The sequence below is a fragment of the Cellvibrio sp. ARAG 10.3 genome (assembly GCF_051846955.1).
Taxonomy (GTDB): domain Bacteria; phylum Pseudomonadota; class Gammaproteobacteria; order Pseudomonadales; family Cellvibrionaceae; genus Cellvibrio.
Window position 1 is genome coordinate 161,950 of the sequence record NZ_JBPYCU010000006.1, and the last position, 15,820, is coordinate 177,769.

Here is a 15,820-nt window from a genome sequence, read left to right on the forward strand (position 1 = left end):
ACTCCTTTACGCCAGGCTGATCAGTTCGAGTTTAACGGCACACTTCTTGAAATCCGTCTGTAGCGAAATCGGATCAGTGGCGTCGAGGGTGACTTTATTAACCAGCCGATTGGCATCAAAAAACGGCACGTATACCAACCCACGGGGCGGCTTAACCCGGCCGCGGGTTTCCACCCGTCCGCGCATGGAGCCGCGTCGGCTGGTGATGCGAATCTCGCTGCCGCGCCGGAACCCCAGCTCGCGTGCGTCTTCGTAATTCATGTAGATCAGGGCATGGGGCACAGCCGCGTTAAGCTCCGGCACACGTTGGGTCATGGAGCCGGTGTGCCAGTGTTCCAGTACGCGTCCGGTGCTAAGCCAAAAGGGATATTCCTTGTCCGGCGACTCCGCCGGCGGTTCGTAGGGCAGGGCAAAGATCAATGCGCGCTTGTCTTCATGACCGTAAAACTGCACCCCGCTGCCTTCGGCCACATAAGGATCGTAGCCTTCGCGGAAACGCCAGCGGGTTTCCTTGCCGTCCACCACCGGCCAGCGCAGGCCGCGTTCCTGGTGATAGCGATCAAAGGGCGCCAGGTCGTGGGCTTTGCCGCGACCGAAGCGCGCATATTCTTCGAACAAACCTTTCTGCACATAAAACCCGAAGGCCTTGGCTTCATCGTTGCGATAGCCGGCCTCGATATCGGCCAGCGGGAACTGGTCTACCTGGCCATTGGCGAATAACACCTGATAGAGAGTTTTGCCGCGATAATCCGGCGCTTTGGCCAGCAGATCTTCCGGCCAGACGTCATCGGTTTTCAGGCGTTTGGAAAATTCGATCAACTGCCATAAATCCGAGCGCGCCTCGCCCGGCGGCGGTACCAGTTGATGCCAGAACTGCGTCCGGCGCTCGGCGTTACCAAAGGCGCCTTCTTTCTCCACCCACATGGCCGCCGGCAGGATCAAATCGGCCGCCTGCGCTGAAGCCGTGGGATAGACATCGGACACAATCACAAACGCTTTCGGGTTACGCCAGCCGGGCAGGGTTTCCTGCATGATATTCGGCCCGGCCTGCACGTTGTTGCACACTTGCGTCCAGTAAACGCGTACCACGCCATCTTTCAATTTGCGACTTTGGGTTACTGCCGCAAAACCCACTTTGTCGGGGATGGTGCCGGGCGGGAGCTTCCAGATGTCTTCAGTTTTGGCGCGATGTTTGGGGTTGGTGACCAGCATGTCCGCCGGTAAGCGATGGGAGAATGTACCCACTTCCCGCGCTGAGCCGCAGGCAGACGGCTGGCCCGTCAGGGAGAAAGGGCTATTGCCCGGCTCGCTGATCTTGCCGGTCAGCAGGTGCAGGTTGTACACCATGTTGTTGGCCCAGACGCCGCGCGTATGCTGGTTAAAACCCATGGTCCACAGCGACATGACTTTTACCTTGGGGTCCGCATACAGCTCCGCCAGTTTCCTGAGCCGCTCAGCGGGCACGCCGGTTTCTTCAGCGGTGCGCTCCAGGCTGTAAGGCCGCACAAAGGCCGCGAAGTCTTCAAAGTTAATGTCGGTCCAGGTGTTGGCCTTGTCCGCGCCTTTTGCGTTGACCTGACGCGGATCTTCCGGGCGCAAGCCGTAGCCGATGTCATCCTGCCCGCGCACAAAGCGCGTATGTTTATTGACAAAGTCGCGGTTCACCTTGTCGTTCTGGATGATGTAGTTGGCGATGTAATTGAGGATGATTAAATCCGTGTGCGGCTTGAAGATGATCGGAATATCCGCCAGCTCAAAACTGCGCGTTTCGTAGGGCGACATCGCCACCACTTTCACATGCTCGAAAGACAGTCGCCGGTCCGTGACGCGGCTCCACAGGATCGGATGCATCTCCGCCATGTTTGCACCCCAGAGGACAAACGCATCGGCGTGTTCAATATCGTCATAGCAACCCATGGGTTCGTCGATGCCGAAGGTCCGCATAAAGCCGCCCACCGCCGACGCCATACAATGACGTGCATTGGGGTCGAGGTTATTGCTGCGCAGGCCGCCTTTAAACAGTTTGCTGGCGGCATAGGCTTCCCAGATGGTCCACTGCCCGGAGCCGAGCATGGCCACACTTTCCGGCCCGGATTCGCGCAGCGCTTCTTTAAATTTTTCCGCCATGATGTCGAACGCCTGGTCCCAGGTCACCGGCGCAAAATCGCCCTGCTTGTCGTACTTGCCGTCTTTCATGCGCAACAGCGGTGTACGCAAACGATCACCGCCGTACATGATCTTGGAAAGAAAATAACCCTTAATGCAATTCAGCCCGCGATTGACTTCGGCCTTCACATCGCCGTGGGTGGCAACCACCTGGTCATCTTTGGTCGCCACCATCACGCCGCAGCCCACGCCGCAAAAACGGCATGGCGCCTTGTCCCATTTGAGCGTGGTTAATTCGCGGTTGGTGATAAGGTTGGTCGCGCTGGCGGGTAAGGGGACGCCGATGACAGCTGCGGCTACGGCAGCAGCATGGGCTTTGGCAAATTCGCGGCGGGAAATTGTCATAGGGGGCCAGCCTCCTCATTCAAAATTTCGTGATACACGAGCGCCGCGTTAAGCGCGCCGGGTTGTGTGGTTATGTCATCAATGAGATTAAGAATGGCCTGCTCCCGAGCTGCCTCTATCACAATCACCAGCTTGCCTTGATCACTGACTGCATGAATCTCCAGGCCGGGTTTTGTTTCCAGCCAGCGCTGGATATCCAGCACCGCAAAGGGCTGCACATGCGCAATGACACTGGCGATGTGCACCGTTTGCGAGGGTTTGTGGTGTAGAGACTCTTGGTGTAAAGACTCTTGATGTAACGGAATGAATTCAGCAGACACGGGCAATCCTTATTCTATGAAGAAAAATGTGCAGGCTTAGAGAGGGCCGGGCGGGCCGGCAAAAAGCTGATACATCCACACCACAAAACCATAGCCCCCAACGATAGCGACACTGAGGATAGGAAATAAAAACACGATAATAAAAATAAACAAGCGCCATTCTTTGCGTCGCTGTTCAGGGTCAGTCTGAGCAAGCTGAGGTTCCTGCATCACTGCGTCTCACTTATTAGTTTTAGTCACGGCTTGTTTGAGGATAGTCGAGGAAAAAAGTTTTTCAAAATTGGATGGCGCGAAAAATTGATTTACATCAAAATTTCTCAAAAATTATCTTTATGTGAGTTTTTATCGTTGAAATAAACTCGCCGAATTTTGGGTAAATGTATCAATACCATCACGCCAAACACCGCTGCTGCTGCACCGAGCAACCATTGCAGATTCACCCACTGCGCACAGGCACCGAAGATAAATGCGCCCAACGCCGGGCCGGCGCGAAAGATCAAACCGTACAACGCCATCACCCGACCTTTCATTGCCGGTTCACTCAAGGTTTGCGCCATGGTTTGCATACCGATATTACACACCACATGAAAAATGCCGGCGATGGCGATGATAAAAACCACCCATTCCAGTTGCGTGGTGAATGAAAAAATCATCAGGGTTGCAGCAATACCGACGGCGGAGCCAAAGGTAATTTTTATGAGATGGTCTGCCGGTTTGGCTTTTAACATCCATACGGCACCGAGCAGGGCGCCGAAGCCTTGCGCGCTCATCAGCCAGGACAGGGTTTGCGGACCTCCGCGCAAGATATCCCCCGCAATCGCAGGAAATAATTCACTGAACGGACGCGCCAGCAACGCGAAACCCAGCGCCAGCGCAAATAATGTAGCAATCACCGGCGTGTGACGGATGTAGGAAAAACCGGAATGGATATCGTGCAGGATATGCACGGTGCGCGGTGATAAACCCGGTCGATTGATGTGGCGGCGGACCCACACGATGACGGTCACCAGGGCAATAAACGAAAAGGCATTGATCAGAAAAACCTGCTCGATATGGCCGGTCACCATCACCACGCCGGCAATCGCCGGGCCGAGGCTGCGCGCAAGATTTACGGCAATGGAATTGGTTGCAATGGCTTGCGACATGCGCTCCGGCGGTGCCAGTGAACCAATGACCACCATACGCACCGGTTGATTAAAACCTTGCACACTGGCGTCGGTGATCGCCCAAGCGAGTAATAACCAGATGGTCACCACGCCGCTGGCCGTCATGGCCCAGAGGATCAGCGTCAATACAATCAGCAGGGTTTGGGTGAGCAACATCAGGCGAAAGGGATTACTGCGATCTGTCACTGCACCCGCGAAGGGGGCGACCCATAAGGCCGCGATTAAATCGCTCATCGCGATGGTGCCCACCCAGGCGGGCGAATGCGTCAGCTCCCAGGTCAACCAACCCACGGCGGTTTTTTGCATCCAGCTACCGAGCGAGGATAAACCGTGCCCGGTGCTGAAGATCACAAAGTAGGGAATGCCATGGCGGGTCGCTAATGAATTCATGAACCTCTTGACCAGTAAACGCCTCTGTTTACGCCGCAAGGGTGGTGTCGGGTTACGCTGCGCTAACCCGACCTACGGGAACACGCGCATTCCATGTAGGTCGGGTTAGCACAGCGTAATCCGACACTTACAATTTCTGGCGAATAATATCAACCAGCGCACTGATATGATCGGGGCGATCATTCAGGGCGGGAATGTAGTGATACGATTCACCGCCATGATGTAAAAAAATCTCCCGGTTCTGTTCCGCCAACTCTTCCAGCGTTTCCAGACAATCTGCGCTAAAGGCAGGGGAAACTATCGCAATCTGTTTAATGCCCTGCGCGGGTAATGCTTCGAGCGTTTTATCTGTGTACGGTTGCAACCACTCCGCGTAGCCAAAGCGCGACTGAAACGTCGATAAACACAGGTCTTTATCCAGCCCCAATTTTTCGGCGACCAGGCGTGTGGTTTTCATGCAAAAACAATAATAAGGATCGCCCAACTCCAAATTGCGCTTTGGCATACCGTGGTAAGAAAAAAGAATTTTCTGCGGCAGGCCCTGCGCATCAATATGTTCTTTAATGCTCTGCGCCAGGGAATCGATATACAGCGGGTTATCGGTATAACCGTTAATAAAATCCACCGACGGCACCCAACGCCAGGTCATGAGTTCGCGCGCAACGGCATCGAATACAGAGCCGGTGGTAGGCGCGGCGTATTGCGGATACAGCGGTAAGACAATGATGCGCCGAATACCGGCTTCACGAAATTCCCGCAGTGCGCTGGCAATGGAGGGGTTGCCGTAACGCATGCCCAACTTGACGCTGACGTCGCTGCCTAACTCTTGTTGAATAGCGGCCTGTTGACGCTGGCTGATTGCCAACAGCGGTGAGCCTTCATCGCTCCAGATACTCTTGTACAAGGCGGCGGATTTTTTCGGGCGCACGCGCAAGATAATGCCATGCAAAATCAGCTTCCACGTCAGGGGCGGAATTTCAATGACGCGCGGGTCGGACAGAAATTCTGCAAGATAGGTGCGCACCGACGGTGTGGTGGGCGCATCCGGCGTACCCAGGTTCACCAGCAAAACCCCGGTGGTGACGCGCGGCGCCGTCTCTTTGCGGTGGAATAACGCATCAGCAGGTTGTTGCAGCGTGCTATAAGTCATGAAGCCTCCTCGACAGGTTGCGAAAAAATAGCCGCTTATACCGGATAAATCCAGTAAAAGATCGCAATCGTGCTAATTGGTCACAAGCAGGTTGTTTGCGATCAGCCGGCGCTGACCGCGCGGAGAATTTTTGTTGTCGTGCCTTGATTTATATTCACGCCTGATCCAGCCTTATAGTAAGCGCGTATAGCGTCTGTAACGCGTCGCTGTTGCCACGTCTGTATCGCTGGTTGTTATCGCGAACGGATGTTATTAACGCGTATCAATGCTGTCCTTTCCTGAAGGTGACCGATCGTGCGCAACTCGCCTGCTGCCAATAAATCCTCGACTGAAATTGTCTCGTTTGTGCTGGATAAAGCCACATTGTTTTACGATGGTCAATGTCCCATCTGCCTACGCGAAATGCACTGGCTCAATAAATTCAAAGCGGCGGGCTTGCAGTTAATCAATGTACACGACATGTTGAGTTTATCGGCGGATGAGCGCGAACGTTTGCTGCGCCGTTTGCATTTGAAACAGGCGGACGGTCGTTGGTTGATGGATATGGATGCGAGTGTGGCCGCCTGGTCGTTTACGCCGTTTGGCTTCTTGTTGCGCCCCCTGCGTTGGCGCCTGTTCGCCCGGTTGGTGGATCATTTCTATGAGCGCTGGGCCGATAAACGTTACTGCCGCGTTTATGGCTGTTCCTTACCGCCAGGTACTGCTGAAAAATATTGAGAAAGAAAGCGAAGGTGAGCGCCGGAATACGTCTTCCGGCGCTGTCATCAAGGCAATTATTTTTTGCCGGCGGGCTCAAGGCGATAAATCTTACCGTTGCTTTCATCAGAAACCAGATACACAAAACCGTCCGGCCCTTGCACCACATCGCGGAAGCGTTCCCCCACTTCTTTTTGCAGCAGGCGCTCTTCGTGAGTGATATTGTCGCCATCCAGTACCAGGCGCGCCAGGGTTTGGCCGCGCAACGCGCTTACCAATAAATTGCCTTTCCACTCAGGAAATTTATCACCGGTGTAAAACGTCATGCCCGCAATCGCGATGGACGGCACCCACTTGTGCAAAGGTTGCTCCATGCCGTCTTTGTGCGTGCCGATACCGATCTTGCCGCCGCCGTAATTTTCACCATAGGTAATCACTGGCCAGCCGTAATTTTTTCCGGGCTCATCCAGGTTAATTTCATCGCCGCCCTGTGGGCCATGCTCGCCGGTCCAGAGTTTGCCGGTAGTGGGATGCAAGGCCGCGCCCTGCACATTGCGGTGACCGTAAGACCAGATCTCGGGCAAGGCACCTTCAGTTTTCACAAAAGGATTATCCTCCGGCACGCTGCCGTCGGGTTTTATACGCACCACTTTGCCGTGGTGGTTATCGAGGGTTTGGGCATCATCCATGCGCGAGTAGCGATCACCCAGGGTGACAAACATATTGCCGTCTGGTGTGAACACAATGCGCGATCCGAAATGCGCCGTGCTATCGAATTTGGGTTGCTGACTGAACACCACGGTCACGTCTTCCAGCGTATCACCTTTTAATATGCCGTAAGCCACAGCCGTGCTGTTGCCTTTGCCTTCTTTGGCCGGTTCAGAGTAAGCAAAATACACGCGCTTGCTGGTGGCAAAATCCGGTGCCACGGTGACATCCAGCAAGCCGCCCTGACCGCGCGCAATAATGTCGGGTAGCCCTTTCAGGGCCGGGCCTTTGGTGCCATCTGCTTCAACAACGCGCATCTGGCCGCCGCGCTCGGTCACAATCATCTTGCCGCCTGGCAAGAAGTCCAGACCCCAGGGATTTTTCAATCCGTCGGTGACGGTCACCACGCGCAGCGGTGTGGTTTCTGTTTTGACATTGATCGTTTTACTGTGCGCCGCACCGGCACCCAGCAGCAGGCCGAGTGCTACAGCGAGTAATGAATAGGAGCGGGTTAGGGTTTTCATTTATCGTCTCCGATGACGGTTGCAGTGATTCGGCAGGTTAACAAAGGCGCGCCGCCGGTCGCAACGGGCGCTGGTTTAAGAAGTGTATAGATGCGCCTGAGCGCCGCGCGATAGATGTGGTAGGCTCATCACCCACACCAACGCCACCCACATGAAAGGAGAAGCCTATGGCCCGCACACCCTCAACCATGGTTGCCCTCGGCAGTGCTGCCGCTGATTTTCGTTTGCTCAATCCCGCTAACAACCAGCAGGTCGCGCGCGATGATCTGCGTAAGAGCAAAGGCTTGTTGGTCATCTTTATGTGTAACCACTGCCCCTTTGTTAAACACATCCTTGAAGGGCTACGCGCATTGGGGCGTGATTACCACAACAGCGAGATCGGCCTGGTCGCCATCAGTTCCAACGATGCCGAACAATATCCCGATGACGCGCCGGAAAAAATGCCGCAACTTAACCTCGGCATAACCTATCTTTATGATGAAACCCAACAAGTTGCCAAGGCTTACGATGCCGCCTGTACGCCGGATTTTTTCTTATACGACGGTGATCTGCAATTGGTTTATCGCGGTCAGTTTGACGATGCCCGGCCGGGCAATGACATACCGGTTACCGGTAAGGATTTGCGTGCAGCAATGGATGCATTATTGGAAGGAAAGTCTGTATCACCGAACCAGGTGCCGAGCCTGGGCTGTAATATCAAGTGGAAGTAAGGGTGCTGATGTTAAAGCTGCAACATCGCAGCTTTAACATCAGTCTCTATCGTGTTATTCGCTGATTTGCTGGTGAATAGCAGGGTAGTTGGCTTCAAACTCTTTTGCCCGCGTCGCCCACACGTCATCCCAGGAAAACCAGGTATTCGCCCAGAAGGCATCACTGCGCGGGGCATTATCATTGGCTTTATTTAATACTTCTGCATCGTTACGGGTTTTAAAGGTCGCGCTGCCGAAGTTTGAATTTTCCAGCACCAATCGATATTGTCTGTTGGCGTTATAGCGCGTCCACTCATCACTGCTCCATGACGCCACGGCGCGATAATGGCTCAGGATATTGGGTGCATAAAATTCGCCCCAGTTACCCTGAAATTCGACATTATTTTTGTCCGTGCTGTTCGCAAAACGAAATGCATGCGTGCCCGCGCCATCTTTATGGTAAACCACCAGCGCATGGGACCCCTGGGTTTGAATCTGGCTCATTGCTCTGGTGGTAAAGCTGCCGTGTGCGCTCACGGAAGTATGTGAAACAAACGGAGCCTGGTTGTTGATTTTACCCGTCCACACAATCACGGTTTCTACGTCGTGGCGGTGACCGGCCAGGAAGGAAAAGCCAATGGCCTGGTCTTTTTCAAAATACAGCTCGTAAAAATGGGCGCAGCGTTGGATGGTATTACCACCTTCGTTGGTGGTGCGACACAGCTGGCGATGAATGGTGTTCGCATAGTTTTCCCAGCCGGCATCCCGACATGCGCCCCACACAGTACCGGTTGCACCAAGGCCCGGATTCTGCCGCAAATTTTCATAACGATGAAACGGCGTAGCCGCATAGCAGCCATCAGAATCAAAGTCGAACTTGGGATGAAAATTCAGCACCTGCGCTTCATTGTATTTGGTAATCGCTGCGTCCCAGCGAGGAAACTCATCCGCCTGTGCTTGGCCGATACCGCTGGCCAAAGTCGCCAACAACAGGTAACCGGCCGACCGAAACATTACTGCTTGCTTTATGCCTGATAGAAATGACATCACGTTTTCCTTAATGGTTATGGATTTTGGTGACGGCATTCTACAAACCTAATCATGACAACTTGTTGACGAGGCCTGGTGAGTCAAGCAGTGAGAAGTGAAGAAAAAGAAAGAAGGGGCTCAGCGGGGTTTTCCGCCGAGTTTTGAAATATGAAGTGATAAAAAACGTAATAATTTTTACATCAGGATTTCATCAAAACCTGATAATCACGGAAGATGCACTGCGTTGTGCTTCGCCATGGTAAACGGCTTCAATATTGTTGCCATCGGGGTCCAGCACAAAAGCTGCGTAATATCCGGGGTGATATTTACTGCGCACACCGGGTTCACCATTGGATGTTCCGCCATTGGCCATGGCTGCCTCATAAAAAGCATCTACTGTAGCGCGATCTTTTGCTTGAAATGCCACATGATTGCGCCCGGTCAACATCCCCAACGCCGCTGGACTGTCAGCCGCTGACACGACAAATTCATCAGCCCAAAAAAATCCATCACCCGTACCGCTGACGGGGATGTTCAGCACATTCAGAACAGCGCTATAAAACGTGTGAGCGGCGGATAGGTCGCGCACCACTAACTGGACGTGATCAATCAGCCGGCCTCGGTATAGTGTTTGCGTTTCCATAATCATCTCCTGTGCGTGTTATTGAGATTGCATACTGTTTGCCTGCACCAGCAAGTGAGCGCGTTAAAAATACTATTTACGGTTTCGTTAAAATCTGAAAGCGGTGCCAGAAATTTCCCGCTGGCACGTTAATTTCTAGTCATGATCAACAGCCTGGGTTATTGTCAGACAAAATGCATCGGCAACTGCACGATAACAATAAGCACCTGCGCTCCCTCGAAAAAGGACGTCTACCGCAGCATCCGCTGCCAAGTAGGCTTTATCAACCCTGGTGTCGGAGATCAATATGAATAACTGTGACAGTAAACCCCCGGCTTTTTTCCTCTCGTTTAAAAATAGTGCGCGCTGGTTACTACTCGCTTCGCTTTCTTTATTTGCTGCGCATGAAATCAACGCTCAATCGATTCCCGATGGTCGTTACACCATCACGTCGCGCCACAGCGGTTTGGTAATGCAAGTGGATGCGTCAAGTACTGCGAACGGCGCGAACGTTAATCAGTGGGCTTACCAAAACGCAGCACATCAGCAATTTACAATTACCAGCGTTGGTGGCGGTTATTATTCCATCCGCCCCGTACATTCCGGTGCTTCGCTTGATGTTTATGATTTCAGCACGGAGCCCGGTGGTGAAATTCGGCAATGGAGTTATTGGGGCGGCGCTAACCAGCAATGGCAGATTGTGAGTGCGGGCAGTGGCTATCACAAAATTATCTCCCGCCACAGCGGGCTCGCATTGGACGTATGGAATTGGAGCAGCGCAAACGGCGGCGACATTCGTCAGTGGACAGATACCGGTGGCAACAATCAGCAATGGCGTTTGCAACTTGTCAACGCCAGCTCCAGTTCATCGTCCTCATCGGCATCAAGCAGCCCGGCGGGGCTCGCGGCGCGACCGGACAATACCACCTGTCTCGCAAGCAATTTTGCGGAGAGCACGGCGGTTCAATTGCAGCGCGTGCTTCCCGAACTCACCTTCAGCTCCCCCGTCTTCTACTTGCCGCATCCCACGTTGAACAATATTGATTACGTGGTGCAACAGCGCGGCATTATTTATCGTGTTGACCGCAATAACGGTACGCGACAGCAACTGGTAAACCTCAACGATTTTTACACGCTGGATAATACCTGTGGCGAGTGCGGCCTTTTAGGTATGGCATTCGATCCGGATTTCGCTGACAACGGCTATATCTACCTGTCATTCACCCAGGGCCTGCGCAATGACGACCTGACATCGTTCGTTGCACGATTTGTTTCCAACGATAACGGCACGTCACTCGCGCGCACTGGTAACACGCTTGATCGGATTGATTTGATCAGTGCCGCGCAACCGTATGATAACCACAATGGTGGTCATATCGCGTTTGGACCGGACGGTTACTTATATGTCGGGCTGGGCGACGGCGGCTCTGGCAATGACCCACAGAACAACGCGCAAAATATTGATAATCTTCTTGGCGCCATGCTGCGGATCACTGCCACCGGCGCACCGGCACCGGGCAACAATGTTCCCGGTGCGTTACCGGAAATTTATGCATACGGATTGCGTAACCCCTGGCGCTGGAGCTTTGATCGTGAAACCGGAGCGCTTTGGTTAGGCGATGTCGGGCAGAGCGCGCTCGAAGAGATCAATATTATTGAAGCCGGTGGAAATTACGGCTGGCGTTGCTACGAAGGCGACCGCCGCACCAATAACAGTTGTACAACGAGCGGTCCTTATGTCGCGCCGGTGGCCACCTACGGCAGAACGGAAGGTGTTTCGGTAACGGGTGGTTATGTGTATCGCGGCACTGCATTGCCTGCCTTGTACGGCGCCTATATTTTTGGTGATTTCGGCTCTGGCCGGATCTGGGCGTTGTTCTCCGACGGCAACGGCAATTATCAACGGGAATTGCTACTGGCCTCGGGCCGCTCGATTTCATCCTTCGCCGAAGGACGCGATGGCGAACTTTATGTGGTGGATCACAGTGGCGGCATCTACCAGATCGTTGCGGATAACAGCATCGGCAGCGGTCCACCGCAACAACTCACCGACACCGGCTGCGTAAATACTGCCAACCCGACACAACCGGCAGCGGGATTGATTCCTTACACGGTCAATGAGCCTTTCTGGTCGGATGGCGCCGAGAAAACACGTTATCTCGCGTTGCCCAATAACCAGCGTATTACAGTTGCCACGGACGGAGATTTTAACTTCCCGGTCAACACCGTATTAATGAAAAATTTCCGCCTGCAGGATCGCTTGATTGAAACGCGGTTATTTATGCGCGGCGAAAACGGCACCTGGCGCGGTTACACCTATCGCTGGAATGCAAATCAAACCCAGGCCATGCTGTTGCCCGACGCGCTCGATGAAGAGATAGGATCGCTCACCTGGCATTACCCCAGCCGCGCCGAATGCAACGTGTGTCATACCGCCGTTGCCGGCTTTACCCTCGGCCCGGAAAGTGCCCAGCTCAATGGTGAATTTACGTATCCGAGCACAGCGATTACTGCCAACCAATTGCACACCTGGGAAACCATCGGTCTTTTCGCCGCTCCGCTCACCACAGCACAGCGAAATGCATTTTTGCCACCGAGTGACGATACGCAATATTCTCTCACGCAACGCGCGCGCAGTTATCTGCACAGTAACTGCAGCAATTGTCACCGTCCTCAGGGGCCGACCCAGGTGAGTCTCGACCTGCGTTACACCACCTCGCTCGCGCAAACGGGCGCATGCAACACCGTGCCTACCACGGCGGATCTGGGCATTCCCAATGCACGCGTGATTGCACCCGGTGCCAGCGAAAGATCGGTACTACTGCAACGCATGATCGTCGTTAATGATAACCGTATGCCGCCCATCTCCAGCCACGTCGTAGACGAAGCAGGGACGGAGTTGATAGCGGAATGGATTAATACCTTAGGCGGTTGTCAGTAGCGCGGCTGGAATAAAATAAAGCGTAGCGGCGGGAGTCGCTACGCTTTATTACAAGGTTAAAATGTCGGTAAAACCAGTCGTTATCGCTTTAGAGAATGGTGATTGCAAAGCCAATGGAGTTTTGTAGTGCTAATGCACAGCCTCACAGTCCAGACCAAGTGATATGTGACCCGTCCTGAAGCGCATGGGCGGCATAAGTGGTCAGCATTTGATACCAAATTTTTGTTTCGCTTGCTTGATCTCATCTGCTGTTGGCCACTTTCCTGTTCGGGCAGCTTTGCGTGCGAGGTACATCTCAGCTCGGTCTATTGCATCCACGCTTACACTGGCAGTTGAACCATCGGCTTTGCCATAGGTGATGCGGTCCATATTTTCAATCATGACAACGTAACTCTTATCTGCCGTGATCAAACCCGTCTGGTTTTTATGGAAGTCCTTGTCGAAGCCGTAGCCCAGCTGATTTAACTGTACGGCATTGGAAACGGAATTTTCCTCCAGCGCTGCCCGTTGAGCTGCCCGGTATCCTGCAGCGTTAAAACCAGAGCCGTCCGCCGTCGATTTATTTCCGGTTCCAATATGGTTGCGATGTAAGGCATAGGCTTCCTGATAGGCAGGGGCAAATTGTTCCAGCACACGAGCTTCTCCGCTTTCTCCTCGTGTTAAGTCAGGAGCCAGCACTTTATAACCGACCACGTGTTCTGCCTCATGCGTGGCGCCGCTGGTACCAAACCGCTTCTGCGCCTGTTTTCTGCCGCCGTATTGCCATATTCCGTATTTATTCCTCTTGCGGATAATGACTTTTTTCTTGGCTATTGTTGCCTTCGTTTTTTTTGTTTTGCTGATTCCCATACAAGCCTCCTTAAGTATTAGCATTTATACCGTTTGTAGTGCCACCGTGTGACTGTGTGACACCAAGAGCTGCATAAACCAGTAAACAACAAAATATACGCTTACGCTGAATCTTAAGGCGATGACAGGATATTACAGGCCGCATCACAGGCCATAAAAAAGACGCTCAGGCGAGCGTCCGAGGTACAAGTGAGGAAAACCTTTCTCACCCGTTATCCGAAATGTCAGGCTCAACCAATTTGGTCAGTTGGTCCAGCGATTCTTGCCAACCCAGGTAACACATTTCTGTCGGAATCACCTCCGGAATACCCGCTTGCACAATGCTGATATCCGTTCCGCACAATACAGTTTTGAGCGTGATGGACACTGTCATCTCTCCGGGCAGGTTCGCATCGTCAAAACGATCTTTGTGTTGAATGTATTGGTTGGGCACCAGCTCAGTGTATTCCACCGTAAACGAGTGGCTGCTTCCGGTACCGAAATTGGTGAACGACATCTTATAACCGCCGCCGACGCGGACATCCATAGTGTGGATCGTGCCGGTAAATCCATAAGGTGGCAGCCAGCGCTCCAGCGCACTTTTATCGGTAAAAGCTTTATAAACCCGCTCGGCGGGTGCGCGCAGCACGCGGTGTAAACGTACGGTGTTTGCTTCGTTTGACATGGTCGTCTCCTTTTGATGGTTGGATGATGTGTTCTTACTGAATAGTCGAATGGTAACGACGGAAATCGACAAGGTCGCTGCTTCATTGGCAGATTTATTTATTAACCCGCACATCCATTTCTTCCTGTTTGGCGTATAAATCTACATTATCCGTCCGGGGCATTCTGGAAATACCGCTGTCAGCAAGGTCGGGATGAATAACATATTGATTTTTATCAACATTCGTCATCTACGGGTATCCCCTTTATGTTCTTCTCACAACGTCAGGCGCAGGAACAAGCGGCTCTGGCCCAACAGGTTGCAAGCCTTCAGGAGCGTTTCGATAGTATTTCGCGCTGCTGCGCGACCATCAATTTCACCAAAACCGGCGAGGTGCTAGACGCGAGCGAGTCGTTTCTTGCGGTGGTCGGTTACCGCCTGGATGAGATTAAAGGCCGTCACCATCGCCTTTTTTGCCCGCAGGATGTCATCGTCTCCCGGGAGTATTCCGCATTCTGGCAGGATTTGTCCCAAGGCATTGCCAAGCGCGGCATATTCCGGCGCAAACACAAGAATGGATCGGATATCTGGCTGGAGGCGACCTACATCCCCATCTATGAAAACGGCGCCCTGGCGTACATCATGAAGATTGCCTACGACGTGACACAGGCACAGTTGCAGGCGATGGAAAGTAGCGCGCTGATTGAAGCCATCCATCGCTCCAGTGCAGTCATAGAATTTACCCCCGATGGTTCGGTGGTCAACGCGAACGAAAACTTTTTGCGCACCATGGGTTACCGCGACCTGCATGCGATTAAAGGCAAACATCACAAAATATTTTGCCCGGTAGATTTCTACAATGAGAATCCGAACTTCTGGCAGGAATTAGCCAGCGGCAAAATTAAAAACGGCCTCTTCCAGCGGCTGGATAGCCGTGGCAATACCGTGTGGCTGGAAGCAACCTACAACCCGGTTTACAGCCACGCCGGCAACGTCATCAAAATTATCAAGGTCGCCAGCGACGTTACAGCACGCATTGAAAAACAACTGAAAATCCAAAAGGCCGCCGAGGTGGCATACAGCACTGCTGTAGAGACGGCGCAAGTGTCGGAGCAGGGCGCACAGATTCTGCAAGAAAATCTCCGCAATTCGGAAAGGATCGCGGTAGACATAAAACAATCTGCCGAGCGGGTTGAGGATTTGAATCAGCAATCCCGTGAGATTTCCAAGATTGTCACCACGATTAAATCCATTGCGGATCAAACCAATTTGCTTGCATTAAATGCCGCGATTGAAGCCGCGCGCGCCGGTGACCATGGCCGAGGGTTTGCGGTCGTGGCCGACGAAGTAAGGACGTTAGCCGCCCGAACCAGCAAATCCACGGAAGAAATTAATCATATGGTGGATAAAAACAGTGACCTGGTAGTTAAAGCGCGCGACAGCATGATCGACGTGATAACCCAGGCAACCAAAAACGCCAACCTGGTGAACGAAGCCTCGGCCATCATTGATGAAATTCTGCGCGGTGCCGAGCATGTGTCGCAGGTGGCGGTTAATCTGGTGAATAATTCGAGTAGTTAAT

15 protein-coding genes are annotated in these 15,820 nt (G+C 53.0%); 4 read left to right on the plus strand and 11 right to left on the minus strand.

What is annotated here, in order from left to right:
* Positions 1-6: 6 nt before the first annotated feature.
* From napA to hemH, 5 genes are all read right to left on the minus strand, one after another.
* Entirely contained in the window at positions 7-2,511 is a 2,505-nt protein-coding gene (gene napA, locus ACSV5M_RS10095; protein ID WP_439175959.1) for a nitrate reductase catalytic subunit NapA, read from the minus strand.
* Positions 2,508-2,831: a chaperone NapD gene (locus ACSV5M_RS10100; protein ID WP_439175960.1), complete on the minus strand. Its 324-nt coding sequence runs from the start codon at positions 2,829-2,831 to the stop codon at positions 2,508-2,510. Before ACSV5M_RS10100 ends, napA begins: the two co-directional genes overlap by 4 nt.
* A 36-nt stretch (positions 2,832-2,867) precedes the next feature.
* Positions 2,868-3,041, minus strand: a complete 174-nt coding sequence (napE, locus tag ACSV5M_RS10105) for a periplasmic nitrate reductase, NapE protein (protein WP_439175961.1) — start codon at positions 3,039-3,041, stop codon at positions 2,868-2,870.
* Between the two features lie 107 nt (positions 3,042-3,148).
* Entirely contained in the window at positions 3,149-4,387 is a 1,239-nt protein-coding gene (locus ACSV5M_RS10110; protein ID WP_439175962.1) for an MFS transporter, read from the minus strand.
* Between the two features lie 127 nt (positions 4,388-4,514).
* Positions 4,515-5,537, minus strand: a complete 1,023-nt coding sequence (gene hemH, locus ACSV5M_RS10115; protein ID WP_439175964.1) for a ferrochelatase — start codon at positions 5,535-5,537, stop codon at positions 4,515-4,517.
* Between the two features lie 294 nt (positions 5,538-5,831).
* Between hemH and ACSV5M_RS10120 the strand changes: the two genes are divergently transcribed.
* Positions 5,832-6,254 (plus strand): thiol-disulfide oxidoreductase DCC family protein, encoded by a 423-nt coding sequence (locus ACSV5M_RS10120; RefSeq protein WP_439175966.1) that lies wholly within the window; start codon positions 5,832-5,834, stop codon positions 6,252-6,254.
* 56 nt (positions 6,255-6,310) lie between these two features.
* On the opposite strand, the gene ACSV5M_RS10125 is transcribed toward ACSV5M_RS10120, so the two are convergent.
* On the minus strand, positions 6,311-7,465 hold the full coding sequence (locus ACSV5M_RS10125) for a PQQ-dependent sugar dehydrogenase (protein WP_439175968.1): 1,155 nt from the start codon (positions 7,463-7,465) through the stop codon (positions 6,311-6,313).
* Positions 7,466-7,632: 167 nt separating this feature from the next.
* Between ACSV5M_RS10125 and ACSV5M_RS10130 the strand changes: the two genes are divergently transcribed.
* Positions 7,633-8,175, plus strand: a complete 543-nt coding sequence (locus ACSV5M_RS10130) for a thioredoxin family protein (RefSeq protein ID WP_439175969.1) — start codon at positions 7,633-7,635, stop codon at positions 8,173-8,175.
* A gap of 54 nt (positions 8,176-8,229) precedes the next feature.
* Here ACSV5M_RS10130 and ACSV5M_RS10135 read toward each other — a convergent pair whose 3' ends face one another.
* The gene (locus ACSV5M_RS10135) at positions 8,230-9,201 is read right to left on the minus strand and encodes an NPP1 family protein (protein WP_439175971.1); all 972 of its coding nucleotides are present in this window, start codon (positions 9,199-9,201) and stop codon (positions 8,230-8,232) included.
* Between the two features lie 193 nt (positions 9,202-9,394).
* Positions 9,395-9,826 (minus strand): VOC family protein, encoded by a 432-nt coding sequence (locus ACSV5M_RS10140; RefSeq protein WP_439175973.1) that lies wholly within the window; start codon positions 9,824-9,826, stop codon positions 9,395-9,397.
* A gap of 286 nt (positions 9,827-10,112) precedes the next feature.
* Between ACSV5M_RS10140 and ACSV5M_RS10145 the strand changes: the two genes are divergently transcribed.
* Entirely contained in the window at positions 10,113-12,746 is a 2,634-nt protein-coding gene (locus ACSV5M_RS10145; RefSeq protein WP_439175974.1) for a PQQ-dependent sugar dehydrogenase, read from the plus strand.
* Positions 12,747-12,947: 201 nt separating this feature from the next.
* Here ACSV5M_RS10145 and ACSV5M_RS10150 read toward each other — a convergent pair whose 3' ends face one another.
* The 3 genes from ACSV5M_RS10150 to ACSV5M_RS10160 form a co-directional block, all read right to left on the minus strand.
* Entirely contained in the window at positions 12,948-13,595 is a 648-nt protein-coding gene (locus ACSV5M_RS10150) for a hypothetical protein (protein WP_439175976.1), read from the minus strand.
* A gap of 205 nt (positions 13,596-13,800) precedes the next feature.
* The gene (locus ACSV5M_RS10155) at positions 13,801-14,259 is read right to left on the minus strand and encodes an SRPBCC family protein (RefSeq protein WP_439175977.1); all 459 of its coding nucleotides are present in this window, start codon (positions 14,257-14,259) and stop codon (positions 13,801-13,803) included.
* 94 nt (positions 14,260-14,353) lie between these two features.
* A complete protein-coding gene (locus ACSV5M_RS10160; protein WP_439175979.1) occupies positions 14,354-14,488 on the minus strand; it encodes a hypothetical protein in 135 nt (44 codons plus the stop codon).
* 17 nt (positions 14,489-14,505) lie between these two features.
* On the opposite strand from ACSV5M_RS10160, the gene ACSV5M_RS10165 reads away from it, so the two are divergent.
* Positions 14,506-15,819: a methyl-accepting chemotaxis protein gene (locus ACSV5M_RS10165; RefSeq protein ID WP_439175981.1), complete on the plus strand. Its 1,314-nt coding sequence runs from the start codon at positions 14,506-14,508 to the stop codon at positions 15,817-15,819.
* Position 15,820: the final 1 nt, after the last annotated feature.